The sequence below is a fragment of the Paenibacillus amylolyticus genome (assembly GCF_050990605.1).
Lineage (GTDB): Bacteria > Bacillota > Bacilli > Paenibacillales > Paenibacillaceae > Paenibacillus > Paenibacillus amylolyticus_H.
Genome location: NZ_CP158832.1, coordinates 3,606,504 through 3,633,148, shown reverse-complemented (window position 1 = coordinate 3,633,148; position 26,645 = coordinate 3,606,504). Strand labels below are relative to the sequence as shown.

The following is a 26,645-nucleotide window of genomic DNA, read 5'->3' as shown; positions in this document are numbered from 1 at the left end:
TGACCTAGAATGATACAGAAAAGGAATGACAACATGAGTAAAGCATCGACTAACGCTACAGAAGAAAAGAAACTGAAATGGTGGCAATTAAGCCTACTAGGTGTGGCAGGAACAATTGGTACAGGTTATTTCCTGGGTTCCAGCCTTGCAATATCGATTGGTGGTCCAGCTGTGCTGCTGGCCTATATCTTGGCGGCCTTGGGTACATATGTAGTTTTTGATGCGCTTGCGAGGATGACAGCAGACCATCCGGAACAAGGGTCCTTCCGTTCGTATGCTAAGAAGGCCTTTGGAAGTTGGGCAGGCTTTGCCAGCGGATGGTTCTATTGGTTTTCGGAGTTGCTCATCATGGGGAGTCAGCTAACCGCATTGTCCATTTTCTCTAGGTTCTGGTTTCCGGCTGTTCCACTCTGGATATTTGCTGCAGGGTTCGGAATTTTGGGTCTTTGTATTGTATTCTTTGGTAATAAGGGATTTGACCGGGTTGAAAATGTACTGGCTATCATTAAAATTGCAGCGATCATCATGTTTTTGGTGCTTGCCATCGCTCTTCTTGCAGGATGGATTGGTGGAACCAAGTATGAACATAAAGTACCTTTGGATATGGCAGCGATTTTTCCAAAGGGGGGCATCGGATTGTGGTCTGCGTTTCTTTTTGCGTTCTATGCTTACGGAGGTATTGAAGTGCTTGGCATTATGTCATATCGGCTTCAGAAACCGGAGGATGCCCCAAAGGCAGGAAAAGTCATGCTCATTGCACTATCCACAGTGTATGTTGTATCCATTGGACTGGCGTTAATTATGGTTCCTTTGAATGCATTCAATCCCAAGGAGAGTCCATTTGTACTGGCACTAAGTAGTGACCACCTTGCTTTTGTCCCACATTTGTTCAACGGGGTGCTCATTGTAGCCGGATTTTCAACGATGACAGCTTCCCTCTATGCGGTGACGTCTATGATTATTACCCTCGCTCAGGAGGGAGACGCCCCGCAGTTATTTTCTCGAAAGTGGAAAACGAAGTATCCGTTATTTGCCTTGTCCCTCATTGGTTGTGGGTTAGTTGGTACGATCATCATGTCTCTCTTACTCCCAGGCAAAGTCTATGAATACATCACGACTGCAGCTGGTCTGATGCTTCTATACAACTGGTCGTTTATTTTGTTATCCTCCGGCAAATTGTTGAAATCAGGCAAGTTTGATGTGATCAAACGCTGGATTGGCCTATTGTTGATTGCTACTGCAGTCACTGGAACGCTTTTTCATTCACTTAGCAGACCAGGGTTCTATATTAGCTTATTGCTTGTCTCTCTCATTGCCATTAGTGACGTCATTGTACAACGGATTCGCAAAAAGAAGTTTACGAGCAAAACATCATCAAACGCTGAGAAGGGCGAAAATGAAGAAAATGAGCAGTATTCTCCAGGTATAAGCAGTTATCACATTACGGGTATTCGGCTACGAAAAAAAAACAAACTCAAATAAAGAAGAGAAATTGTATGGCTTTATATCCAAAGTAACAGCCAAAACCGACTAAAGACAAACCGGAAATGAGAGCAATTCCTTTAAGCACAGTAGTAGTGAGATATTTGCGAAAAAAACTCGCGGCAGTCGCCATGAATAGATCCCACAGAAGTACGCCAAAGATGATAGCTCCACTATAAATCAACAATTGATCCATAGGGGAATCATTTACAGCCTTCGCCAGAACAGAGCCGTAAATTCCTAGCCAGAACATGATGGAAAGGGGATTAAATAGAGACATCAGAAATCCTTGAAGAAATGACTTGGTAAGCTCCGAATCATCTCCTCTCATTTGAGAAGGGGCAAGGGTTCCTGCATTTTTAATACTTTCTACACCTGTATAGATCAGTACAAAACAACCAAACATCCAAAGGAATACCCTTACAAATGGAAGTTCAAGCAGATGTACAATGCCGAAATACACCAGCAGCATGTAAATGATATCAGCTGCGATGGCTCCTAGTCCAACAAACCAAGCAGGCATGAACCCACCTCGAATACCCTTGTCCAATTGCGCAGCATTGATCGGTCCAATAGGGGCTGAAAGTGATAGACCCAGGATAACATATCCAAACAGTATATAAATAAGATTGTCCTCCTTCCCATACTGTAACAGCATATTCTTCAATGTGGTTTTGTAGGACATGATTAATGAAGGCAATGTATACTTTGTGCACGATTAATCCATATTAGTCGAAAATAGGGGGGGTGATTTTGTGCTTATGCGTTGGATCAAGGAGGTATTTACATCACAAAAGAAAGGAGAAATATTCAATAAACGAATACAACATTCACAAAGTTTGAATATTTCGCTAGAAGATAAACTTAACAGTATTATCAAGGCATTTGAATATAGTCCTGATTTTGTAGTTCGGGAGTTCCCTATGTTAGAGGGGAAGGGCACTACTCTAGCTGTATGTTACATGGAAGGATTGACTGATTCTACGCTGTTGGTTGAACTTATGGACAATATCATTCAATGGATGAATACGGATCTGTTTCCGGGAGATCAGCCTAGAGATGTGTTGGTGAAAAGAATCTTACCCTCCGGGAATATCCGAAATTTAGATTCGTCGCAACTTATCTATGAAGCTTTATTAACAGGCCACGTCGTTATACTTATAGATGGTGTAAAGAATGTTCTTGCAGTGCCGATCGCCGGAGGAGCCAGAAGATCGGTGGAGGAACCCACGTCCCAAACGGTGGTCAGAGGACCAAAGGAAGGATTCACAGAGGAACTAACGACCAACATTACTCTTGTTCGACGAAAAATACGGACTCCTGATTTGAAATTCCAAATGCATACCATTGGGGAGTACACCCAAACAGTAGTTGCACTGGCTTACATCCAGGGCATTGCCAAGCAAGATGTCATTGAAGAAGTTACCAAGCGTCTAAATGCCATCAACACAGATAGTATACTCGAAAGTGGTTACATAGAAGAATTTATTCAGGATGCACCACTTACGCCTTTCCCGACCATGATCAATACGGAGCGCCCGGATACGGTTGCAGGCAGTCTACTGGATGGTCAAGTAGCCATTATGGTAGATGGTACGCCATTTGCCTTAATAGCACCTGTTACGTTTTTTAATTTCTTTCAAACGCCAGAGGATTATTATCAGCGTTATGATATCTCTACCTTTCTGCGGATTATACGGTTAATCTGTTTCCTCGTATCTTTGTTGCTGCCTTCGACTTTCATCGCACTAACCACATTTCAGCAGGAGATGATACCTACAACGTTATTAGTCACCCTGGCTGCACAACGGGAAGGGGTCCCTTTCCCGGCATTACTTGAAGCTCTGCTTATGGAAATTACGTTCGAGGTCATTCGTGAAGCTGGAGTGCGAATGCCGCGAGCCATTGGACCAGCAATCTCTATTGTTGGTGCATTGGTCATCGGTCAAGCTGCGGTAGAGGCGGGATTGGTCTCAGGCGCGATGGTCATTGTGGTTTCTTTTACAGCAATATCGAATTTTGCTATACCCTATTTCAGTATGGCCACAGCAGTAAGGCTATTGCGTTTTCCGTTTATGTTACTGGCAGGTACGCTAGGATTATATGGCATATTGGCCGGAGCAGTGCCATTACTTGCACACCTGGTATCGCTAAAGTCATTTGGCGTTGACTACCTGATGCCATACAGTCCGTTTTTCAAGTCAAATATGAAGGATCTGTGGTTGAGAGTACCCTGGTGGGCTATGAAGACTAGACCTGATGAAAAGTCGAATACGAATAAGACGAGACAAGCCCCTCATCAATACCCTTCAGGATCGGATAACATTGTAGACCGTATTAATGAAGCTGAGAACGAATAAGGAGCGATTTATATGATTCGTTTGCAGTCCATATTAATCTTACTCATGGTTGGACTGATTACTGCTGGTTGTGGAAATCGCACAGAATTAAACGATCTGGGCATAACAACGGCAACAGGATTTGACCGAAAAAACGGAAAGTGGATCATTACCTATCAGATTATTGTACCGCCAGCGAGCAGTTCAATTGCGTCCTCGTCTGGTGGATCTCAAGCGCCCGTAAACACCTTTTCTTCAGAAGGTAGAACGATTCGAGAAGCCGTTGCGCAAAGCAGTATCGAAAATCCCAAAAGGTTATATTTTGCTCATACCAATGTCGTCCTGATCGGGGAAGAAGCGGCGAGATACGGGATTGCTGAGATCATGGATCACTATTATCGAAATATTGGTTACAGGGAATCTGCCAAGCTTATTATTGCAGATGGTCAGGCAAGAGAATATCTCGAAAAATTGATTCCTCCCGAGAAACAGCCTGGCCGTGCTTTATCCGAGATTTTGCAACGTAATAATGAAAAAGGGTCGTACTACCCCGTGATGAACATACATGAGGTTGGTCTGAAGATCACTTCAGACAGTGGATCCGCCGGAATTCCTGGTGTTACAGCAGATACAGTGGGCAATAATAAACAGAATTCAATTGATATTTTTAAGGAGACATCCATACCCGGGAATTTAAGACTTCAAGGATTAAGTGTATTTCTCAAAGACAAAAAGATCGGAGTACTGAACCAAAAAGAAAGTATGGGGATCACCTGGCTGACAGACAGGGTGAACTGGACTAACTTGACCTATATAGGCGCAAAGGGCGAGGTGAACTCTTTTCTTGTGCGGAAAGCAAAAGTTAAGGTTGTTCCTGTGAAAAGGGGCCTTCATTACGCTGTCCAGGTGGATGCAAAGGTCGACGCTGAGTTGGATGAGAGCACATCCGGGGATGATATCGTTAAAACACATACCATTCATGAATTGCAGCGGCAGGCTGAACAAGTCATTAAAGCACAGATATTGAACGGATGGAGAGGGAACCAACGGCTTCATGTCGATTTGTTGGGGATCGCGAACAAAATACATCAAAGACATCCCAAAGAGTGGAAAGTTCTAAAAGACAACTGGTCTAGTGAATTGGCACAGATGGATATTAACATAAACGTGAAAGTATCTTTGGAACGAGTAGGTCTGCTTCAAGATTCTTTCAGCAAGATGCTTGGCGAACAGAAAGACTAACACCACCAAGGAGAGGTTCAATCATGAAATTGGCTAGGGAGCTTCGCGTATCCGAATTGGCTGTTTGTTTTTCCTTATTTGAAGTTGGCAGTACAACCTTGTTTCTGATTGGTGGAGATGCCAAACAGGATGCATGGTTAGCCATGCTCGCCGGGGCTGCTGGTGGTTTGGTCTTACTACTCCTGCATCTAGCTATACATCATCAGGAACCTGAATTGGATTTGTTTCTACTGTGTCGCCGCTACATGGGGAAAATATTAGGGACAATCGTAAGCCTTTCATTTGTAGGTTATTTTGCTTATGAAGCTTCACGAAATCTACGTGACATCAGTGAAGTCACTGAATTGACCTTACTAAACAGAACGTCGATGTGGATCATCAGCATGATCACCATTACCGTTGTATCCAACACCGTACGATATGGATATCGTGTACTGTTTCTCATGTGTATGATTCTGTTTCCACTCATGGCACTGGGCTATACATTAATCAGCTTCTTAATCCCAACGACAGGTCTTTTTCACTCCGATCTGGCCTTGCCTGTGATGGAGAATGGGTGGAAGCCGATTTTTCAAGCTGCTTTTCCGGAGATTGTATCCTTTCCATTTGGTCAGGTTGTTTTATTCCTGGTCTTTTATCCCTATGCTCGGAAAGGCAGGAATCTTAATAGAGCGGTGATCATCGCTTATATCCTAACGGCTCTCGCTTTAACATTTATCAATCAACTTATCATTTTTGTCTTGGGTTCTCAGATTGCTGCCTATAGTACACTCCCGCTATTGGAGACAGTACAATTAATCAATTTGACCGAAGTGTTTGAACGGATGGATGCCTTGTTCACTTTACTCCTTTTCCTCGGATTGGGTATTAAAATGGCTGCATTTTTCCATGGAGCCGTGATTGGACTTGAAAGAGTAACTGGGGCGAACTATAGAAAATGGGTGTTTCCAGTAGGGGGGGTTCTATATGGGTTGTCTTTTTTATCACCGACATTTACAGAGCATATTGAGATAGGGCGAGGATTCACGTTGAATTATACTTCTCCTGTATTTCAGATCTTTTTACCCGTACTACTCTTGGCTGTCATCCTATTGAGAAAGAAAGGTATGCAGAAAAACGAAAAAAACTAGCAGAAATTACGAATGCCATACGCTCTGGAATTAAAAACGACTCAGTCGTTAACTGAGTCGTTTTTAAGCGTTAACCATTAGTTATCATCCAACAATTTTAACGCCATGTCTGACTTCTGCAAATCGTATTCAACTTGCTCTTCTATACTATAGGGATGATACATCTCATTTTTGATCATATAGTCTGCGATCTTTTGGTGGGTTTCGATTGCAGTATCCAATTGAGCCTTAAGGACTTTCCGAACTCGAGGGGTTGCAGTTTCGGTAAGAGCTATTGCATAGGTACGTACGGCTGACTTGGCAGAGAGAAGCATATCGGTAGCAATGGCCATATCATCCATGGGAGCAACGGCTTTAACGAGCATTTCTTTCGTTTTGGTCGTAGTCATAAGAGAAGCCTCCTTATTTTAGTAGAGATTTTAATTCTTCAATAGATTTGGAAGAATTATCCAAATCTTCTTCGATTAAGGATCTCAATTTGTCGTCTTTTACCAGTTCCAGCATCGTCACGGCTTTGGTGGCACATGAAGTTTTGAGGGTAAGCAGTTCATGTACTTCGAGTTTCTCATGTAATGCAAGTTCCTTGGTTGCCATCATTAAACACCTCCAAGAATTGGTTATTCTTTTATGTTAGTACCCTGCTATAAAGCATATAAACTGTTTAATTTATAAAAAAATTAAAAAATAGAATTTAATGTTTTATTTATCTGTTGATTTCATATCCAGGTCATGGTGAAGTTCTGTGGCAGGTATGACGGGCTCAGGTATCTGTCCCTTTGGAACAGGATTGGAGATATATACATAGTCTCCGCTTCCATCAGGTGCACTTCCTGTAGCCCATAAACCTTCGGCGGATTCAGTTCCCTCCGAGAGATTCCAGAATTCATAGGCTTGCGGCTGTGATTCTTGCTCGGCTTCTGGAGGGAAAGAAGCTGGAACAACAACTCCGTTTTTTTCCTCCAGTTCCTGAATAGCTGCCATCCATTGATACTGGTGATAACGGTCACGTGCTAACATTTTACGGAAAGTAGCCCGTACACCTTCATCTGTTGTCATATGGTACAGTCTTGCTACCTGAAGGCGACCCTGACTCTCGGCATGCAAATTGGAACGCATGTCTGCAAGCAGGTTTCCACTTGCCACGATATACGAACCGTTCCACGGAACACCGTTTGAGTTGGTTGGTAAGCCACCCAGACCACTGACGAGCAGATGTTGCGGATTGATACCGCCCATAATTGCAGCTGTCACAGGATCCTCTGCGGCTTGTTGTTGTGCCTGAGGAGTAGCACCATCCAGCAACTGACTGATTAATGAGCAGAGCATCTCGACATGTCCAATTTCTTCGGTGCCAATATCCATGAGCATATCTTTATATTTCTCTTCACCTCGGCAATTGAATCCCTGAAAAAGGTACTGCATCATGACGGTCATTTCGCCAAATTGTCCTCCCAATACTTCTTGAACCTGACGTGCCAACATGGGATCGGGACGATCTACTTTAACTTCAAATTGCAACTCTTTCTGATGTCGAAACATATGATTCCCTCCAATAAGATGTTTTGATTTTCTGAATGAATTCTAAATTTTATTAACCTGATCATTGAAAAGTAAACAGTAAGATATCAAAAAAAGACAAAGCAGAAGAATGGGGGATTCTCCTGCTTTGTCTCTTCAATTCACTACAACATATTGTTAGAAGTCTTCCAATGAACTCTATTCTGAATCCGGTCTTTTGACTTGAAGCGGTGGGGGAATAAGCCAACCTTTTTCTTTGTTCATTTGAAGAATTCGGAGGCCTAAAGCTGTTTTGGTCGCATGATATTTAGCAAATAGCACGCCAATATCTTCTCTGATCGATTGCCCAATCGTTTGGCTAGCAGCAACCAGACCCATGGATGTATCGGCTGTTATTTTTGCAGCAATCTCGGGATCTGTGAATCTTGCGCCAGCCGGGATATCCTCAAACTCTACATGTGGTCTTTCTGGCAGTAGTGGTGCAGGGGCAATACCATTTTCAGTCAATAGAGTGTCGCATTCTTTAATTTCTAGTTTGGCTTGGTCCAGCAGGTCTTCCAGGATTTTTTTTAAATCTTTATCTCCTGCATGACTCATATAAGCTTGATAGCAAGACACAGTGCCTTTGGCTAATGTGGAACATTGCCATACACTAAAGATTTCACCATAATGCATCGGCTCGTTCTTGGGGTTGCCACTTAGAATACCCATGATTTGATTTCCCTCCAGTAGGTTAATGTATCACCAACTTATGATCACCTATATTCTATAAAATTATGCACTGAACAGGGAATGGAGGATGCAATATATATTAACATCATAATTATTATGTAAACTAAAATATATCCTCTTGTTATTCAAATAGGAAAAACCAGCAGAGCAGGTCTGCTGGTGGGAGTGCAACATATATTTTTAGACGGGAAAAAGTGGGTTACCACTCATCCCGATCCAGAGGTCTGATTGTTCAAGCTGTCCAGCCAGATGTAATAACCAATCTTCGCGCCCTTTGGTTGCCATCACTTGAACACCCATTGGCAAACCTTCTGGTGTGATATGCAGCGGTACACTTATCGCGGGCTGGCCGGTCAGATTCGCAAGCTGGGTGAACGGTGTATACGTAAGACTTGGCTCAAACATTTCATAGATGAGTTGTTGCTGCCGGGTCTTGTCCAACTCACTAATCCGCATCAGATTACGGATCTGTTCTTCATGAGGTGTTAATTCTCCAATCTTAGGCGCAGGAAAAGCATTAACAGGTGTGACGTAGAAGTCATAACGCTCAAACAAGGTAGACATCTGAGCTGCGGCTACATCCCATTCAGCTAAGCTATGTACAAATTCCGCAGCGGACACCTTTTTTCCAGCTTCAGCCAGAACCCAGGATTCAATCTCCATATCATCAGAGGTCAGAGCCCGGCCCATGGAGCGTTCCATGGAAGAGATCATCGCGGCCATCTCACCACTGTTCATCATGTAATAATTCTCCATCAGCCTGACTCCGTTGACTGGACTTAGCTTTTCTTCAACATGATGACCTTGATCTTCCAACCAGCGAATCATCTTATATACAGCTTCTTTGGCTTCATCACTCACGGGTGTGCCAACAGGTGAATCCGTTGTGTACGCAACTTTCAGTTTGCGTTGATGTGGATAGCTCATATCTGCCAAGTAACTGCCTGGAAAGAGTGGAGCATGGAACGCAGCTTCGGGCTGAATGACTTGTAACGTATCAAGCAATGCAGCACTGTCCCGCACCGAGCGAGAGAGGGCAAAATCAATCGATGCGCCTTGCCATTGACGACCAACTCCAGGTCCTACAGGCGTGCGCCCGCGGGTTGGCTTTAACCCAAACAATCCACTAAAGGAAGCTGGGATACGAATCGAACCTCCTCCGTCACTGGCTCCGGCAAGAGGAACAATACCCGAAGCTACAGAGGCAGCGGCACCGCCACTCGAACCACCTGGGGAGTGATTGATGTTCCAGGGATTGCGAGTTGGACCATGAAGACGGGGCTCGGTAATATTTTTCAAACCAAATTCAGGCGTATTGGTATGTCCGATAAAGATAAAGCCAGCATCACGGAGTCGAGTGACAAAATTGGAATTGCGTAATGCCCGATGCTCGCTGAACAAACGTGAGCCTGAAGTCAGTAATTCACCTTCCAAGGATTGCGAAATATCTTTCAAGAGCAGGGGCACACCGGCAAAAGGCTGTTCACCTGGGCGAACCAAACCCGCTTCCTCCCGTGCACGGGTTTCATATGTACGAATGACCGCATTAAGCTGCGGATTCACTTCTTCAAGGCGTGCAAACGCCGCTTCCAGCAATTCAACCGGGGATAATTCCCGGGATCGGATCAGTTCAGCCAAACCTACGGCGTCATAGGAGGTATATGAGAATGAAGACATTATGATCGTTCCTCTCTGAATATAGTTCATCTGTGATTCCATATGTCATCGTACCACCGGATTGGATAAAAGACAAAACATAGAAGAGACTTAACGCGATGATTTTGATATTCGGTATGAGAGGAGGGAAAAGAGGGGCATTTGCATTTGCGATATAGAAATAAAGCACAGGTTTAATAGCTCATATTGCTAATTGAGAAAATGATCGAGTAACATCGAGTAATGGAAATAAAAAACCACTGCTCATCTAATTTGATGTGCAATGGTTTTATTTTTATATTTGACTATTTGTTTATATGAGAACCTCGGATATATCCACTTACTCTGTTCGCAGCTTCGGTGCAGCATCGGCCGCAGTTGATGATCGTTCCTGCTGTTTGGAAATGGCAAAGAGGGCAACCCAGATTAAGATAAAACCAAGCAGCTGCTCCCATGTAATCAATGTACGGAAAGCAATCCAGTTCACCAACACCCCGGCCATCGGGAAGCTAAGTTCCGCGAGAGTTGCAACAGAAGCTTTAGTTGACGACAGACCTTTGTAATACAACAGAAGACTTAGCAAACCTGGTAACAATGCCTGACCGAGAACGTTGAGGATGACAGCAGTCTGTTCGCCCGTTCCGGATGGAAACGTCCATGCTGCACCTTCGTTCCACGTCATAAAGATCAGGAGCGGGAGAGCAACGACAAAGCGAAGGGAGGTGACGGTTTCGTAACGCGCCTGCCCCAGCATTAATCGGCCCATAACGGTTGAACCTCCCCATAAGGCAGCAGCCCCAAGGGATAACAAGCTTCCAGCATGAATCCAGTTGTCCCAGTTACCTAATGGCAACGTGAAGCCAAATGTAAGCAGGTAGGTTCCTGCTAATGCAATGAAGAACAATCCACCGAAGCGACGTGGTAACGTTTCTTTTAATAGCAGTTTAGCCAGCACGATAGCGAAGAGTGGTTGCATTTTTTGCAATAAAAGCACCGTATTCGGATCGTTATGTGTTAGTGCCATGGTGAACAATACCGTTGCGAGTGCTGATCCTCCCCATGAGATAAAAATCACGGCAATCCAGTGGCGAACGCGCAGGTTTTTCAGATCAGCTCGGAATTTCCACAGCACGGGAATGGCAATAAGGCTGACGATGATATGTTCCACCAGTACAATCTGCGTGGATGTCATCGTATTTAGCAGAATAATGCGGAAGAGTGGGTCGACACCCCATAAGGCGGCGCCGAGAACTACAAGCCAGAATCCGGTATTACTTCGTTCCTTGCGGTAAACAGGTGATGCTGCTGATGTCTTTTCCATATTCAGGACTCCTTCGTCAGAACACGGAATCTTCAGTTGGCAAAATCGACAAAAGCCCCCGTTTTGGTATATACCAAATAAACGGGGGCTCATCCAAGGACATGCATCAGGAAAGAGGACTCCCGTGAACGGCATGTCAATGTGTTGATCTTCTCTCATCCGGACTGTACCGTCGGCCTTGGATTCACACCAAGTCAGTCGCTGAATGTCCTTCGTTAAGAACAATTAGCGAGTCGCGGGCTGGTTCCTAAGAACATCACCGCCGGTTGGGAATTGCACCCTACCCCGAAGATCCTATTCAATTATATAGTGTGTTGAACAAGCTGTAACATTATTAAGTTCATCTTATTCCTGTAAGCGCTAGCAGTTCAAGCATTTTTTTAGAAAACGATATTCCAGCTTCCTTGCTGTCTGCGAAGGAGCACGATCTGGCCTGCGTGATAGGCATCGTGAAGTACCCAGCGGGCAAGTTCGTGTGCCCATTTCTCTTCGGAGTCCATATAAGCAGCTTCAAGGTCTGATTCTTCAAGTGCAGCCAATTGATCTTGCAACTGTTGGGCTAATCGAATTGTACTCTTTATCAGTGTATTCCATCCGGCTTCATCCGTTGCATCTCCAGGGTTCCCAAACGTGTATTCATTGGAGTCTACAGCAGGGAGGGTGGGTTCCTTACCTTGCATGCGACATAATAGTCGATGGTTGTAATAATACATATGGTTAACCAACTGCCAGATGCTTAATCCCCCTGAGGGTGGAATCCAGGCTGCTTGTTCTGCTGTAAGACCCTCCAAGGATTTTGACAAAGGTACAATCCAATTACATTGATCCCAAGTATCATCCTTTTGAATAAGTAATACATCTAGTGCTGTTGTTTTCGTCATTGCCTTCTCCTCCTTACGTATAATTGTGATTTGTGATGTAACTAGCTAAAACTGATTAATGAGGTTACACTTAATATAACACATCAAAGATGGATTGTAACCCTCTTAATTTATTTAGATGGTTACAAAAAACGGAGGTATATATGGACAGGTTATGGACCGATTTTGTAAACAGCGATTATCACGACTGGCGTGGGGGAGATCGATCGGAGGACAGGCTCGGGAAGGCAGACTGGCAGCGAGACTTTCTGGATCGATGGAAGCTGCAAGCTCCTGTACCCGCATCCTTTGAAGATGAATTGGAGATCAGAAATTTCAGGGATCGATTACTGACCCTGGGAGCTCGACTCTCTTCCGGAGTATCATTAACAGATGAGGAAAGACAATGGTTGAACTCTGTTATGGAAGCCGGGCATGTGAGAAGAACATTGACTACAATTGATCAGGAACTGAAACTCCAACTGGTAGCTGTAGAAGCACATTGGCATCAGGTTATGGCTGAGGTAGCTGCTGACTTTGCTTTGACTTTAGTGGAGGGAGAAGGGCGTAGGATTCGGATCTGTGATAATTCGGATTGTCGCTGGATGTTCTATGATGATACCCGAAGCAGAACACAGAAGTACTGTGATGATAAGATGTGTGGAAATCTGATGAAGGTCAGAAGATTTCGGGCGAAACGCAAATCCCAAAATTGATAAATACTAACAATAACTATATAATATATATATACTAGCGAAACAATAGTCAGAAGCAGTACGAAGTCGTAAGCAGGAGGTTATCGTCTTTCAAACCAAATCAGATGGGAGATGTGTCTTGTGCGGACAAGTTATCTGTTAAAAAATGGTTGTGTGTTGACGATGGATGCTCGAATTGGACAGTATAAGAGGGCGGACGTTCTGATTCAGGATTCACTGATCATGGCGATTCAGCCCGACCTGGATATTCCGGATGCGGAGGTCATTGATGCTTCATCGATGATTATTATGCCTGGACTGGTGGACACGCATCGGCATATGTGGGAATCACTTGTCAAAACAGCAGGAACCAACTGGTCGTTACCCGTTTATTTGCAAAATCTCTATTATGGTGCGATGGGAAGCAAGCTCCGTCCAGAAGATAGTTATATTGCCAACCTGCTCGGTTCTTTGGAAGCGCTTAATGCAGGAGTTACGACGGTGTTGGATTGGAGCATGCCGTATTCCCCTGACCATACGGATGAACTGATTCGTGGACTTCAGGATGCTGGCATTCGGGCGGTATTTGCTCACGGAGTCCCTGGTGAGACAGACTACTGGAATCGGGATAGTCAACTCACGTATTCGAATAATGATGTGAGAAGAGTCAAAGAACGTTATTTTTCATCACGGGATCAATTGCTTACTTATGGGCTCGCCATTCGTGGTCCGGAGTTCAGTCATTGGGATACAACTGTGAAAGAGATCGCACTAGCACAAGAGTTGGATTCGATATGCTCCATGCATGCCGGATTTGGAAGTTGGGGATCTGTGGATCGCTCGATTAGTCACCTGTACGAAGCGGGGCTATTAAGTCCACGAGTGAATATTGTTCACGGTAACACCATGGGTATGGATGAATATAAAATGCTGGCGGATAGCGGTGCTTCCCTGTCGGTCACACCTGAGGTTGAAATGATGATGGGTCATGGATACCCGGCCACCGGCTATTTTCTTGAACATGGGGGGACCCCTACACTTGGTGTAGATGTGGTGACTTCCACAGGCGGAGATATGTTCTCACAGATGAAGTTTGCACTTCAGGCAGAACGATCCAGAGCCAACGAACAACTTCTGCAGCAGGGTGATATGCCAGGTGAATTGAACTTGCAGTCCAGCCAAGTACTGAGATTTGCAACTTCGGCTGGTGCCCAAGCATTGGGATTGGAGCAGAAGGTGGGTACGTTGACCCCAGGAAAGGAAGCAGATCTGATCATGATTCGTACTACGGATCTGAATCTGTTCCCCATCCATGATCCAATCGGCGCTGTCGTGCAATTTGCCAATCCATCCAATGTGGATACGGTCTTTGTAGCAGGTAGACTCGTGAAGCGAGAGGGTAAGCTGCTCAATGTTGATCTGGATGCGATTCGGGATACGGCGATGCAGAGCCAAGAATATTTGTTATCCCAATACCGGATGTCGGACGCGGAGAGAATTACTTTTTCGTGAATCGCTTTTTCATAAAAGCAAGAAATAGTTACTTCGTATTTTCATAAACACCTCTAGCTGTATAAAGAGGAAAGGAAGAGCCATATCATGCGATGTGGCTCTTTTACATGCTTGCATATCGTCGAATTAGACAGGATAAGGGAGGAAGGGACAGCGGAAAAAGACGAAAAAAGCGATCATTTTCTTAACTTCATATAACAAGGAGTAATAGAATGTTTACTTAGAAATTAAGCCCCGTAAAAACTACGCATAATATAAATTATACGCAGTTTTGTTTTAAATCCATTTTCATATTCAACCACGTGCAACAGATCATGATAATTTTCGCGAAAAAAGAACAAAATAAGAGATAATCTTTAAAAATAAATTTAATCAAGCAACGCGATAACGTGTAGAATTCGATAGGTTTTTATAGGTGATCGATAAGATAGAACAAATGACTTTTTCATAGAACAGATGGGAAGCCATCCAATCTCTGCTACATCCATAGCACATATTGCACATTCAAGATTCATGACGAGAGGAACATGACTATGCGTGAGAACGAACAACGATCTTCATTATTTCGTAAAAAACCAATTGCCTCCGGGGGCGATAACAACAGTGCATTGAAACGGGCGCTTGGTCCGTTGGACTTAACCACACTTGGGGTGGGTGCCATTATTGGTACCGGGATTTTTGTGCTGACGGGTGTAGCTGCCGCAACGTATGCCGGCCCGGGCCTTGTACTGTCATTTTTGCTGGCAGGTATCATATGTGCATTCGCGGCATTATGTTACTCTGAATTTGCCTCAAGCATACCGGCATCGGGTAGTGCGTACACGTATAGCTATACGGCTTTTGGCGAAGTGATTGCCTGGATTTTGGGATGGGATCTGATATTGGAGTATGGTTTTGCGAGTGCGGCGGTAGCCAGTGGATGGTCTGGATACTTTCAAACGTTATTGTCCGGATTCGGACTGGAGTTACCCCATGCGCTAACGAGTGCGTTCAGCCCGGAAAAAGGAACCTATTTTGACATCACGGCTGCGGTCATAACGTTAATTATTACTTTCCTGCTTACCCGAGGGGTGAAGGAGGCGGCTCGTGCGAATGGCATCATGGTAGCGATTAAAATTATCGTGGTGCTGATCTTCATTGGTGTAGGTGTTTTCTATGTAGAGCCAACGAACTGGCAACCATTTTTGCCTTTTGGTATCACAGGTGTAACAGCTGGAGCAGCTACGGTATTTTTTGCCTACATCGGATTTGATGCGGTCTCTACAGCGGCGGAAGAAGTTAAGCAGCCACAACGGGATTTACCGATTGGAATTATTGCGTCACTGGCAATCTGTACCGTTCTCTACATTGTTGTATCGTTGATCCTCACAGGGATAGTGCCTTATAACATGTTGAATGTAAGTGATCCGGTAGCATTTGCATTTGAATTTGTTCAATTAAAGGGATTGTCCTGGATTGTATCTCTTGGAGCGATTGCCGGCATTACGACCGTATTACTGGTCATGATGTATGGTCAGACACGTCTGCTCTATTCCATGTCTCGTGACGGACTGTTGTCACCTGTCTTCTCCAAGGTTAGTGGCAAGAGTCAGACACCAGCGGTAGGAACATGGGTTGCAGGCATTATCGTGGCTCTGTTCTCCGGGTTCATCTCGTTGGGACATTTGGCGGAGCTTACGAACATCGGAACGTTGTTTGCTTTTGCAGTTGTAAGTCTGGGCATTATCGTATTGCGTAAAAATAACCCGGATCTCAAACGCGGATTTCGCGTTCCACTTGTGCCACTGATTCCGATTCTGAGTGCATTGGGTTGTGTATACTTAATGACACGCCTTGCAGCGCTGACATGGGTTACGTTTTTTGTTTGGTTGATCATTGGATTGATTATCTACTTTGCGTATGGACGTCATTACAGTCATCTGAATCCGGCACGCCGGATCTCCAGTGCTTTCAGAGCAAAGGATAAATAGATTAGTCGAGAACGTTTTTAACAGAGTACATCTTCATTTTTCCTCATTTCGTATCGCTTAGGCGAAGCGGGATGGGGATTTTTTTATATAGAAAGATAAAGGAAGATAACAGCAGGGGAAGGTTGGGATTTTCTTCATATATGGGTAAGTAATAAGGGACGTGACGAACTTAATCACGGGGGCGGGGTTGCGGCTAAGCCAAATATGAAATATATTTGGGGATGTGACATGCCATCAGACATAAGAGAGGGGATGTATCATGAACACACCATTACATACGAATTCAGATCATCAAAATGCAGCTTTTGGATTTGCATTAGCTGACTCATCCGTACTTGCAGAGGCGCAATTAATTGTTTCACAACCAGGAATTGAAGACGAATTGCAGTTGGATATTGATCCGCAGCGTCTTCTGAAGGATGGACGTAAGTTATCTGTCATTGCACAACAGTTGGATTCACCCGTCAATCGTCAGGATGCCAATATCGTCTACGGTCAGGAGTTAGCATACGTGCAGTATGCTGTTAACCTGAAACCGAATAGCTCAATCTCCATTGCATCTATTGAGGGGGTTGTACAGTCTGTTGATCTGGGTTGGTCAGCATTTACAGAGGGGGAATACGAACTTCGAATCTCCCTGCATATGAAAACACCTCGTATTGCTGAAGGTACACTCGAACCTGAACAACTTGCAATGGTTAAGTATGCGCAAGTTATCACCGTATATATATCGCTTTTCCCGGCAGAAGCAGCGTCGTTGAGTTCACCATCTCAAGCTGCGTGGAGCAGAAACCATCATGTGTTTGACTCCTACGGGAGAGGAGGGTTCATTCTCGCTGACCTGCCTCGACTCGCTGAACGTGTAGAGGAACTGATGGGACCGGGTAACCATAATCTGATCGAGCAATTTGCTGAAGGCAATCTGTCAGATACGTTGCTGGAAGAGGGGCTGATGGCGATCGCCTGGGGCGTGACTCCTTGGTGTTATTCACTCTATTCTGCACCAGATGAGCAGTCGGCTGGAATACTTGCCGTGGACAAGCTGGGCGATGAACCTGAACGGCAAGGGATCTACCATCTTGATCCGTCCATTCAACAATTAAGTATCGTACCTGCGAATGAGCTGGCTTACTGGCCTGCCTGCGTTCAGAACGATTGGCCTGTTATTGATGTGGCTGGTGAAGGCGAGACGTTGCACATGGATTTGTATACTCAGATCTGTGAATCCGTGAATGGTCTGCACGAGAATCCATTGCCATCGTTTGTACTTACCCGTAGTCAAGGCAAACCCGAAACGATCCTTCCGCTGATTGACGTTGTCATCGTGGATGAAGCGTAGAGCACTGTTCAACTTATAAAGAACCGAATCGAGGTGACGTAGACAGATGATGACCGAGGAGATTCAGGAGCAATATGCGGACGAGCTTGAAGCTTTTCACATATGGATGAAGGACGCCGGATATACAGGCCATACGGTAAAATCATATACCGGTGACGTGGTGGAATTCCTGGTTTCCATTCAAGGGAAGTCACTGGAGCAGGTCAAAAAGCTGCATGTGTTGTCTTTTCTGTCCCGTGCGCGGGAGCGTGGGGTTAGTGATGCCACGAGAAATCGCAAACATGCGGCGGTGAACTGTTTTTACAAGTCCCTCATTGAACTCGAATTGTTAACCAATAATCCGGCGTTTGGAATCAAAAAATCCAAAACCGAGAAAAACCGTGCGCCCGTTTTCCTTGATGAAAGTGGGCTGACACGTTTCCTCGAGTCGGTAGAAGGCAAGTATCGCACACGTAATCTGGCTGTTTTTCTACTGATGGGATATATGGGATTACGGGTTGGAGAAGTGCATGCGTTGGATTGCAAAGACTATAATGCGGAGCGGCGTACATTGGATGTATTCGGTAAAGGTCGGAAATGGCGCTCGCTTCCTGTACCGGAGACTGTGGCAAACGTGTTATCTCAAGCGATGGCTGAGCGTCTCGATCCTTGGCGGCCAAAAGAGGAAGCGTTATTTGTCTCGCAAAAAGGGAAAAGACTGTCGATTCGCAGCATACAGCTCATATCTACGGAAACCTTTGAACGCTTCCAGCAGGAATCACCGGCTAATCAACGTCAAAATTTCTCTAGTCATAAGCTTCGTCACTCCTTCGCTACCATGATGTTACGGCGTGGAGCCGACTTGCGTACGGTGCAGGAACTGCTTGGTCATGCATCGATTCAAACGACAACCGTGTACACACACGTCACCAGTAGGGAGAAAGAAGAGGCTATGGCTTTGCTGGAAGTGAAGCTGCCGATGTTCAATGCACAACCACTTCATTACAATCTTGAAGAGAGCCGCAACTCATAGGAGCTGCGGTTTTTTTAATATAATTACGTAATTAATATCATGTGAACTAGTAATTGTACCTAACTTCCATATGCTTTATATCCAGAACGCTGGGTATCTGCGCTTTTTAGCCAGATTGTTGATCAGTAGTGCGATTGCTACAATCGTTATAGAGCCTGTAAGTACTGGCGTGAACAGAAACGACCAACTGCTTCCAGCTAGTATGACAGCTATCGGATCAGCGCCAGCGGGTGGATGGGAAGTTTTGGTCAACATCATAAATGCAATCGCTAGACCTACGGCAGCGGCCATAACCCATATACTATCTCCGAAGAGGTAAAGCATCACTAAACCAGTCAGAGCAGAAATAAAGTGCCCTCCAATGATGTTTCGCGGCTGGGATAACGGAGCATCCCAAAATCCAAAAGCGAGCACACAGCTTGCACCAAAGGGCGCAATAATCCATAAATTTGAAGTCCAAAGGGTTAGTAAAGATAAAATACTGATTGTCACAAAACCTCCGATTCCCCCAATAAGTGCACTATAAGGATCTACTTTTAGTGTGCTCCTACCCGTTCCCTTCATTTTAGCTAGAAAATTTGATACATCAATTGATCGCACCTCAATGCCTCCTAATTCATATTTACATAGTAATTTAGTTATATAATTAAAGCGAGATTATGTCAACATAATTCTAAATATAGGGTGATTTGATTGGAGCATTGGCTGATTTTAGTTATAATATAACTATATAGCTAGGAAAAGAGGTTTAGATCATTGGATACCAAACAATTAACATTGAGATTAGATCCCGATTGGACTTTTAATGTAAATACGCAGATTAGAGAGCAATTGAAATGTCTGATTGCAATGGGGATAATACAATCCGGAGATATGTTGCCAACGGCAAACCAGTTAGCTGAGGAACTAGGAGTGAACCGCAACACGATTAATCTGGTATATAATCAGCTGCGCGATGAGGGGTTCGTCACGATGAACAAGAGCCGGGGAACACAGGTCACTGCCAAAGGGCAGTTATACCATGAACAAAGCTTATTACTAATGGATCTGATAAAAGAAACCGTGAAGCAAGTGGAGATGAACAACATTGAACTCAAACCATTTTTTATGACGGGGTTGGCGTATGCGTTGCAACAGAGCTCATTTCCTGCTGGTCAAGCAGACATCCTGTTTGTAGAATGTAAGGGCCACGATCATATCTTTTACCGTCAAGTTATCGAAAAGACGACTGGCTTGAATGTGGAGACCTTATTTCTGGAGGACTTGCCTGTCCATGAAAATTCAATAAATGATAAGCTCCAACACATTAAAATCGTAGTAACTACACTTAATCATGCTAAAGAAGTGAAAAAATACTTTGCAGCATCCAACATCAAAATTTTGGTTATTGGCGCCGATGTTGAACCATCATTGTTATTAGAAATATCCAGTCTGGAGAAGAACACACGCGTTTCCTTTATATGTTTAGGTAAAATAGGAGGAGAGTGGATGGCAAGGCGAGTTCAGGAGGCGGGAATTCACCACTTGAATGTGAAGACTTTTGGGTGGGAGGGAGAGTATGAACAGGAAGAAAGCCTGCGGTTGTTGCAGAAAACAGATCGAGTGTACGCTTCTGCCGCTGTCTTTCCGGCATTGTTTAAGCTAGCCCCTGATAAAGTAGTTCCCTATCCGATGAGACTGGAACAAAGCAGTGCCAATTTGTTGAATGATATCTCCATCCATTCTGATATGAAATAAATGAATGAAGCCTTTCCGAATGCATATCAATAAGAGCCACCTGCTTCTCTAAAATAAGAGATGCGGGTGGCTCTTGTTAAACCAATAATCCGATTTACTCCAATCCAGCGATCTGTTCTTTTAATTTGTTAGCAGATGCCTGGAAAGCCACTTTCTCGGATTCATTCAGTGGAAGAGGCAGAATTTCACGCACACCGTTGCGATCAACAACACATGGAACGCCCAGATAAACATCCGATACACCATTGTAGTCTTCAAGGTACGTGGATACGTTCAGAACGGATCCTTCGTTGCCGAGAATTGCAGCTACAATGCGGTCCAGAGCAAGGGCGATTGCATAGGAAGTCGCTCCTTTGGCATTAATAATCTCATACGCTGCATTTTTGGTACGGTCGAAGATATCCTGTTGTGTTTCTTCATCCAATTCCAGATCTGTTCCTGCAACGTTAGCCAGGCTCCATACCGGTACTTCGGAATCTCCATGCTCACCAATAATGTGTGCGTGAATACTACGCGGGTCGATCCCTTTATTTTTACCAATCAGGTAACGGAAACGTGCGCTGTCGAGCAATGTACCTGAACCGATGACACGGGAAGCAGGCCATCCGCTTTGTTTCCATGAAGTATAGGACAAAATATCTACAGGATTGGTTGCAATCAGTAAAATACCATGAGAATTCACTTCAGTAATGCGCTCAATAATATCTTTGAAAATGCTTGCATTTTTCTTCAGCAGATCAATCCGGGTCTCGCCTGGCTTCTGGGAAGCACCAGCTGTAATAATAATGATATCTGCATCTTTGCAGTCGGAATAATCGCCAGCCCATACTTTCACGCCTCCCGTAAATGGAAGACCGTGGTTCATATCCAGCATTTCGCCGGTTGCTTTATCATGATTCACATCCACAAATACCAACTCGGACGAACGCTGTCTCAACATTAGCGTGTATCCCGTTGTTGTTCCCACCGCACCCATGCCTACAATCACGACACGACTTGGTTTCAGAGCTGCACTATTTGTCATGTTCATATCATCTCCTTTTTGGGTTATACTCCCATCCATATTAAGGGATTAGAGAATATAAAGCGAGTGTTGTCTATAAAATAGTTCGCATTTCATGTCTTTTTACCCAATTATTCCGTAGAAAAACAGTTTAGGATGAAATTAATGGTAATAAATGTGCGACATATAGCCCAGAGCATCAGTTGGAAAAAGGGAGCGGGCCGTCCATGAGTGGGCAATGAGCCTTTTACACAAGGTTTGTGGTAGAATAGGAGCAGTGGATTCTGATGAATCGTAAATAAAACGCCATAGGACAGGCATGCGCGCCTGTATATTGGATGAGAGAGGTGGAACCCACTTGCGTTTGCAATGGATTAAAATCGCGCAGACAGCATTGCTGTCTATAGGTATAGTAGCTGTATTGGCTGCATGCACCGACTCAGATCAAGCTCCGGAAGCAGAACCTCCGCAGCAGCAGGAGGACGCCGGGAATACAGGGCAGACATTAACTGTCGTTCCCCCTGTGAATAGTACAGAATCTGCAGATATGGCCAAGTACCAAATACAGACCCGTTTGACCGATTTTCAGTTGCTCAATGACAACGGAGGATTGGCGTGGGGTGTGACGCGGAATGCGCTGCGCCTGTACTACACTCAGGATCAGGGAAAGACCTGGACCAATATTTCACCTTCGGAAAATGTACAGTTTCCGGCTAACCCTAAATATGGACAAAGCATTTATTTTGTAGATCGTGCACATGGTTGGATTGTTCGTGAAGGTATGGGTGGAACAGATACCATTGTGCTTCGCACCAACAATGGGGGCGTAACTTGGAGCCTGTCTTCTCTGTCCAAAACGGATAAAGTGACTGCGATTTCATTTGTATCTCCTGAAAAAGGCTGGATTCTGACCACGGTTGATACCGCTATTGGTAAACAGGACAAGAAACTTTACTTTACCGAGGACGGTGGAATTACCTGGAATCGGATGTCATCCAGTGATGAAGATGGTAAACAGGAAGCAGAAGAGATTTCCAAACGTGGATACACCACGGGGATGACTTTCTCGGATCCAAAGCATGGTTTCTTAACAGCGCTGGAGTTCGGAACACCGAAGTTGTATGTAACATCAGACGGCGGAGAGAACTGGAATACTGGACCATCCTTCTTTGATCGAAACAAATTCAACGGGTGTGGTAATTTCAGTGTTAGTTCACCACAATTTTTTGGACGTGAAGCGCAATCAGCCTGGATGTCAATGTCCTGTTCCCAAGGCGAGAGCACGACATTTAATGGATTCTTTACCACCGATGGCGGAAAGAGCTGGAAGCTGTCCAATTTCACTTTAAACAAACAAACGGGTGCGAATCGTAACCTTTCACCAGTATTTCTGAACGCATCGGAAGGTTGGGCGATGCAAAAGGGCATAACCTACCACACCAAGGATGCGGGCAAAACATGGAGCGCTCTTCCTGCAAGCAGTGTACTGGAGAAAATTCTCGAAGACTATCCGGAGATTGTGAAGATTCAGATGGTTAACCCCAAGCTTGGCTGGATATTGGTTGAAAATACAGATGCCAAAAGATCGTTGTTATTGCAAACGGTAGATGGCGGTGTACATTGGAAAGTACTATAAGTGCAATGTGATAAAGATGTAAATAGATAGGGAAATTAGAGGAGCCTGAGGGTTCCTTTTCTTCTTTTGTTTAGTTTGTGAAATAAATCACAAATAAATCCACTAGAAGGTGATATATTTAACTCAACAAGAGAAGGAGTGATGAAGATGAGAACCAACGGTCAAACTCAATTCACGCAGGCGGATGAATTAACCAGATATATGCTTCAATTATGCTACACATGTGACGATGCGAATCGTTGTACGACAGAGGAAGCAGTGAAGGCTTGCATGGCAGAACACGCACAGGCAGACCAGCCCGAACCAGCCGAAGGTGAAGATATAACTCGCGGGTTTATGGATCTAATGTATGCTTAGACTAATCATTCACTGAGAACGCTCCTGCGGGAGGGTTCTTTTTGATTTGGAGTGAAATGTATGCGCTTTTAAATTCACTTCGCAAATATTGCGGCATGGGTTATTATAGAAATAATTAAGGTGAATTACTCAAAATGTGGAATTGTTTTATTGACTTTATCTGAAAGAGAAAGGGCATGAAATTGTAGAAAGGACAAAACTATGAACATTCAAGATCTCCCAATTGAAATAAAAGAACATATAGGGGAAGTACAGAAAATCACTTTTCCTAAGCAAGGTCATACTTCTACTGTGGCTATACTGGAGACGTTTGATCAAAAGTACATCATCAAGAAGACAGAAAACGATCTTTATAATGAATGGTTATCCGATGAATATAAGGTGCTCCAATACCTTTACCATACGGGACTCCCTGTTCCAAAGGTATATTCATTTCATACTGAGGACACATCGAGATGGCTTCTGATGGATTATATTGATGGAATAAGTTTAAGAGAATTTCTCTCTAAGATGCCTGACCTCCAAAGTAAAGAAAAAGCGATTTTTAACTTTGGGCTTTGTTTAAAGAAAATACATGAATGCTCTTGCCCTGTTGAATTATTGAACAATAACAGTCCTTGGTTAGATACAATGCTGAATAAAGCAGAATATAATCTAACTCACTTTGCTGTAGACGGATCAGCAGAACTACTTCAACAGTTGAAAGAAGCAAGACCAAGACCAATAGATAACACTTTCATTCATGGAGATTTTACTATAGATAATGTACTGGTTAATGATTGCAATATTGTTGGAGTTATTGACTGGGCAGGAGCAGCTTATGGCGATCCAAGATATGATGTAGCATTAGCCATTAGACCGAAACATAATGCGTTTGATAATGAAAGAGATAGAGAAATATTTTATAACGGATATGGAAAGTTAAGAATAACGGATGAAGAATATAATTATTTTGAAGATGGGATATATAACTTCTTTTAGTCTGGCTAAAAATCATGTTCTTCAAACGTATATTAATCTCTCTAGAAGGAGTCGAATAAATGAGCCCTCCAAAACATATCTTATCTGCCGCTGCAATCGTGATCAACGAACAAAATGAATTATTACTTATTAGAGGACCACGAAGAGGATGGGAAATGCCAGGTGGTCAAGTAGAAGAAGGAGAATCTCTAAGTCAAGCTGCGATCAGAGAAACGAAAGAGGAGTCCGGAATCGAGATTGAAATTATCAAATTCTGTGGAATATTTCAAAACATCGAAAATTCAATATGTAACACATTATTTCTAGCCAAACCAATAGGAGGAGAATTAACGACATCATTGGAGAGTTTAGAGTCTGGTTTCTTTCCAATTGATGAAGCGATTTTAAAAGTCGAATGGAAAAACTTCAGAGAAAGAATAGAGTATTGTTTAGAACCTGAGATGCAACCTTTTTGCATTGAGTTCAGTGATAAGAATAATATTTAAAAGTTTTCGGAAAGGAAGTTCAATCAATGAAACGAGTCGATGTAAATCGTCAGAGGGAGAGAAGAGATATTAAGAAAAGACGAAACATCTGAGATTGCATGGCTGGATATAACACAGGCAGATGAGCTTATGCCTTACTACAAGAACGGCTTTAAAAGCTTACTTAATGGCAATGAGATTACATATTTCAACGAAGGTAACAAGTCATGTTCTGGATGTAGTGTATAAAGGAGGCTATCGGATGAACAAGTACAGTGTTCATGAAACAAACAGCTTTTATTGGGATACAAAAGGGAATGACTTTTTGAGTGCAATCGTGCTTCCACATTATGGAGCATTTATCTCAGAAGAAAAACACCAACTTTTTGGTGATGTCTCAGGATTAAAGATGTTAGAGGTGGGCTGTGGAAATGGTCAATCCTTGCAGTATCATGGGGATCGCAAAGCAGGTGAGCTATGGGGTATGGATATATCCCAGAAACAGATAGAAAAGACACAACAACTCTTGAGGACATACGGTATTTCTGCAACATTGATATGTTCACCCATGGAAGAGGAATGTGGTATTCCTACTAATTATTTTGACGCTGTGTATTCGATTTATGCCATAGGTTGGACAACCGATCTTCAAGGTACTTTCAGCCGAATCGCTTCTTATTTAAAGAAAGATGGCATTTTTATTTTCAGCTGGTCTCATCCAATTCATAGATGTGTCGTTGAAGAAAATGATAGATTTGTTTTCAATAAGTCATATTCTGATGAATCTTGGTATGCGGTGTCTCCTGATTTTTGTCAGGGAGAATTAGTTTTAGCTGATCGTCAAATATCAACCTATGTCAATGCGTTAGCAAAAGCGGGATTTGTCATTGAACAAATGATAGAAGAATCCGATGAGGATATCATGCAATTACATAATAATAGCGATAGTCTCCTTAAAAGAGCGAAGATGTTACCTGTATCCTTTGTGATTAAAGCGAGAAAACGGTGAATAAATGAAATGAATCGGAGAGTGGGCTATGTTTAAATATCAAATGGATACTGCTACCTATATATCGCTATTATTAATGGCTTGAAAGCAGATCAATGGAGAACGTAATAAATCAAATTTTATTTTAACTAAAGGAGCTAGTTATGAGAAAATTACCGCTATTTATAGTGACAGGCGCAAGTGGAACAGGAAAAACAACGATCTCTTCGCTTGTTCGCAAGCAACTTCCCGAATTTGACGTCTTTGATATGGATATCATCGATAACGTGGATTGGCAGATTGCCAAAGAGAATTGGTTAAGGATTGCGTATAACATATCGCTAAGTGGACGAGGGACTGTTTTATGCGGAACGATGGTTCCGGAAAACATTGCATCGTCGGATTACATAGATCGATTTGATCGGATTCTATATATGAACTTGCATTGTGACGATGTTACTCGCGAGAAGCGTTTAAGAGCCCGTGGGTGGGACGAGAACCTGGTTGAAGATCACAAAAATTTTGCCAATTGGTTACTCCAGAATTCGGAAACTGCATTTGACCCGCCAATGCAAACAATTGATACGACAGAGCTTACAGCAGTGGGAGTAGCTGAACAAATTAAAGAATGGGTTTTAAAGAACTGGTGCGAGGAATGAACACCTAAAAGA

26 protein-coding genes and 1 riboswitch are annotated in these 26,645 nt (G+C 43.6%); of the genes, 16 read left to right on the top strand and 10 right to left on the bottom strand.

Going from position 1 to position 26,645, the window contains the following annotated elements; all coding sequences use genetic code 11:
* The first annotated feature begins 33 nt into the window (after window positions 1–33).
* Complete coding sequence (locus ABTV53_RS16165) at window positions 34–1,482, top strand: amino acid permease (RefSeq protein ID WP_433744155.1); 1,449 nt, start codon at window positions 34–36, stop codon at window positions 1,480–1,482.
* Here ABTV53_RS16165 and ABTV53_RS16160 read toward each other — a convergent pair.
* The gene (locus tag ABTV53_RS16160; protein ID WP_433754239.1) at window positions 1,475–2,107 is read right to left on the bottom strand and encodes a LysE family transporter; all 633 of its coding nucleotides are present in this window, start codon (window positions 2,105–2,107) and stop codon (window positions 1,475–1,477) included. The genes ABTV53_RS16165 and ABTV53_RS16160 overlap by 8 nt on opposite strands.
* 136 nt (window positions 2,108–2,243) lie before the next feature.
* On the opposite strand from ABTV53_RS16160, the gene ABTV53_RS16155 reads away from it, so the two are divergent.
* Genes ABTV53_RS16155 through ABTV53_RS16145 form a run of 3 tightly spaced genes read left to right on the top strand, consistent with a single transcriptional unit; the run spans window position 2,244 to window position 6,193 of the window.
* Window positions 2,244–3,842, top strand: coding sequence for a spore germination protein (locus ABTV53_RS16155; RefSeq protein ID WP_433754238.1), 1,599 nt, complete (start codon window positions 2,244–2,246; stop codon window positions 3,840–3,842).
* A 12-nt stretch (window positions 3,843–3,854) separates the two neighbouring features.
* Entirely contained in the window at window positions 3,855–5,063 is a 1,209-nt protein-coding gene (locus ABTV53_RS16150) for a Ger(x)C family spore germination protein (protein WP_433744152.1), read from the top strand.
* A 23-nt stretch (window positions 5,064–5,086) separates the two neighbouring features.
* Window positions 5,087–6,193 carry a GerAB/ArcD/ProY family transporter gene (locus tag ABTV53_RS16145; protein WP_433744149.1) on the top strand — a complete coding sequence of 369 codons (1,107 nt, stop codon included), beginning with the start codon at window positions 5,087–5,089 and terminating at the stop codon, window positions 6,191–6,193.
* A 77-nt stretch (window positions 6,194–6,270) separates the two neighbouring features.
* Here the strand turns inward: ABTV53_RS16145 and ABTV53_RS16140 are convergent, their stop codons facing one another.
* The 7 genes from ABTV53_RS16140 to ABTV53_RS16110 all read right to left on the bottom strand — a co-directional run bounded on the left by ABTV53_RS16140 (window position 6,271) and on the right by ABTV53_RS16110 (window position 12,301).
* Window positions 6,271–6,582, bottom strand: coding sequence for a spore coat protein (locus ABTV53_RS16140; protein WP_433744147.1), 312 nt, complete (start codon window positions 6,580–6,582; stop codon window positions 6,271–6,273).
* Window positions 6,583–6,595: 13 nt separating this feature from the next.
* Entirely contained in the window at window positions 6,596–6,790 is a 195-nt protein-coding gene (locus ABTV53_RS16135; RefSeq protein WP_433744144.1) for a spore coat protein, read from the bottom strand.
* Window positions 6,791–6,892: 102 nt separating this feature from the next.
* Window positions 6,893–7,732, bottom strand: coding sequence for a manganese catalase family protein (locus ABTV53_RS16130; protein ID WP_433744141.1), 840 nt, complete (start codon window positions 7,730–7,732; stop codon window positions 6,893–6,895).
* A gap of 177 nt (window positions 7,733–7,909) precedes the next feature.
* Window positions 7,910–8,422: a DUF3231 family protein gene (locus ABTV53_RS16125; protein WP_433744138.1), complete on the bottom strand. Its 513-nt coding sequence runs from the start codon at window positions 8,420–8,422 to the stop codon at window positions 7,910–7,912.
* A gap of 201 nt (window positions 8,423–8,623) precedes the next feature.
* Window positions 8,624–10,120, bottom strand: a complete 1,497-nt coding sequence (locus ABTV53_RS16120; protein WP_433744135.1) for an amidase — start codon at window positions 10,118–10,120, stop codon at window positions 8,624–8,626.
* Between the two features lie 319 nt (window positions 10,121–10,439).
* Window positions 10,440–11,420 carry a DMT family transporter gene (locus ABTV53_RS16115; RefSeq protein ID WP_433744132.1) on the bottom strand — a complete coding sequence of 327 codons (981 nt, stop codon included), beginning with the start codon at window positions 11,418–11,420 and terminating at the stop codon, window positions 10,440–10,442.
* A 143-nt stretch (window positions 11,421–11,563) separates the two neighbouring features.
* Window positions 11,564–11,717, bottom strand: a riboswitch (FMN riboswitch).
* A gap of 83 nt (window positions 11,718–11,800) precedes the next feature.
* Complete coding sequence (locus ABTV53_RS16110) at window positions 11,801–12,301, bottom strand: DinB family protein (protein WP_433744130.1); 501 nt, start codon at window positions 12,299–12,301, stop codon at window positions 11,801–11,803.
* A 143-nt stretch (window positions 12,302–12,444) separates the two neighbouring features.
* On the opposite strand from ABTV53_RS16110, the gene ABTV53_RS16105 reads away from it, so the two are divergent.
* The 5 genes from ABTV53_RS16105 to ABTV53_RS16085 all read left to right on the top strand — a co-directional run bounded on the left by ABTV53_RS16105 (window position 12,445) and on the right by ABTV53_RS16085 (window position 18,808).
* Window positions 12,445–12,996: a CGNR zinc finger domain-containing protein gene (locus ABTV53_RS16105; protein ID WP_433744127.1), complete on the top strand. Its 552-nt coding sequence runs from the start codon at window positions 12,445–12,447 to the stop codon at window positions 12,994–12,996.
* Between the two features lie 120 nt (window positions 12,997–13,116).
* Entirely contained in the window at window positions 13,117–14,487 is a 1,371-nt protein-coding gene (locus ABTV53_RS16100) for an amidohydrolase family protein (protein ID WP_433744124.1), read from the top strand.
* Window positions 14,488–15,020: 533 nt separating this feature from the next.
* A complete protein-coding gene (locus ABTV53_RS16095; protein WP_433744121.1) occupies window positions 15,021–16,457 on the top strand; it encodes an amino acid permease in 1,437 nt (478 codons plus the stop codon).
* Window positions 16,458–16,716: 259 nt separating this feature from the next.
* Window positions 16,717–17,796: a hypothetical protein gene (locus tag ABTV53_RS16090; RefSeq protein WP_433744118.1), complete on the top strand. Its 1,080-nt coding sequence runs from the start codon at window positions 16,717–16,719 to the stop codon at window positions 17,794–17,796.
* Between the two features lie 46 nt (window positions 17,797–17,842).
* Window positions 17,843–18,808: a tyrosine-type recombinase/integrase gene (locus tag ABTV53_RS16085; RefSeq protein WP_433744115.1), complete on the top strand. Its 966-nt coding sequence runs from the start codon at window positions 17,843–17,845 to the stop codon at window positions 18,806–18,808.
* A gap of 75 nt (window positions 18,809–18,883) precedes the next feature.
* Here the strand turns inward: ABTV53_RS16085 and ABTV53_RS16080 are convergent, their stop codons facing one another.
* Entirely contained in the window at window positions 18,884–19,372 is a 489-nt protein-coding gene (locus ABTV53_RS16080; RefSeq protein WP_433754236.1) for an HPP family protein, read from the bottom strand.
* A gap of 192 nt (window positions 19,373–19,564) precedes the next feature.
* Between ABTV53_RS16080 and ABTV53_RS16075 the strand changes: the two genes are divergently transcribed.
* Window positions 19,565–20,545, top strand: coding sequence for a GntR family transcriptional regulator (locus ABTV53_RS16075; protein WP_433744112.1), 981 nt, complete (start codon window positions 19,565–19,567; stop codon window positions 20,543–20,545).
* Window positions 20,546–20,639: 94 nt separating this feature from the next.
* Here the strand turns inward: ABTV53_RS16075 and ABTV53_RS16070 are convergent, their stop codons facing one another.
* Entirely contained in the window at window positions 20,640–21,569 is a 930-nt protein-coding gene (locus ABTV53_RS16070) for an L-lactate dehydrogenase (RefSeq protein WP_076217081.1), read from the bottom strand.
* Window positions 21,570–21,906: 337 nt separating this feature from the next.
* Between ABTV53_RS16070 and ABTV53_RS16065 the strand changes: the two genes are divergently transcribed.
* From ABTV53_RS16065 to ABTV53_RS16040, 6 genes are all read left to right on the top strand, one after another.
* Entirely contained in the window at window positions 21,907–23,184 is a 1,278-nt protein-coding gene (locus ABTV53_RS16065) for a YCF48-related protein (RefSeq protein WP_433744108.1), read from the top strand.
* Window positions 23,185–23,331: 147 nt separating this feature from the next.
* Window positions 23,332–23,541, top strand: a complete 210-nt coding sequence (locus ABTV53_RS16060; protein WP_433744106.1) for a hypothetical protein — start codon at window positions 23,332–23,334, stop codon at window positions 23,539–23,541.
* 201 nt (window positions 23,542–23,742) lie between these two features.
* Window positions 23,743–24,522 (top strand): phosphotransferase, encoded by a 780-nt coding sequence (locus tag ABTV53_RS16055; RefSeq protein WP_433744103.1) that lies wholly within the window; start codon window positions 23,743–23,745, stop codon window positions 24,520–24,522.
* 59 nt (window positions 24,523–24,581) lie between these two features.
* The gene (locus ABTV53_RS16050; RefSeq protein WP_433744101.1) at window positions 24,582–25,007 is read left to right on the top strand and encodes an NUDIX hydrolase; all 426 of its coding nucleotides are present in this window, start codon (window positions 24,582–24,584) and stop codon (window positions 25,005–25,007) included.
* Between the two features lie 241 nt (window positions 25,008–25,248).
* Window positions 25,249–25,995 carry a class I SAM-dependent methyltransferase gene (locus ABTV53_RS16045; RefSeq protein ID WP_433744098.1) on the top strand — a complete coding sequence of 249 codons (747 nt, stop codon included), beginning with the start codon at window positions 25,249–25,251 and terminating at the stop codon, window positions 25,993–25,995.
* 143 nt (window positions 25,996–26,138) lie between these two features.
* Complete coding sequence (locus ABTV53_RS16040; protein WP_433744095.1) at window positions 26,139–26,633, top strand: AAA family ATPase; 495 nt, start codon at window positions 26,139–26,141, stop codon at window positions 26,631–26,633.
* Window positions 26,634–26,645: the final 12 nt, after the last annotated feature.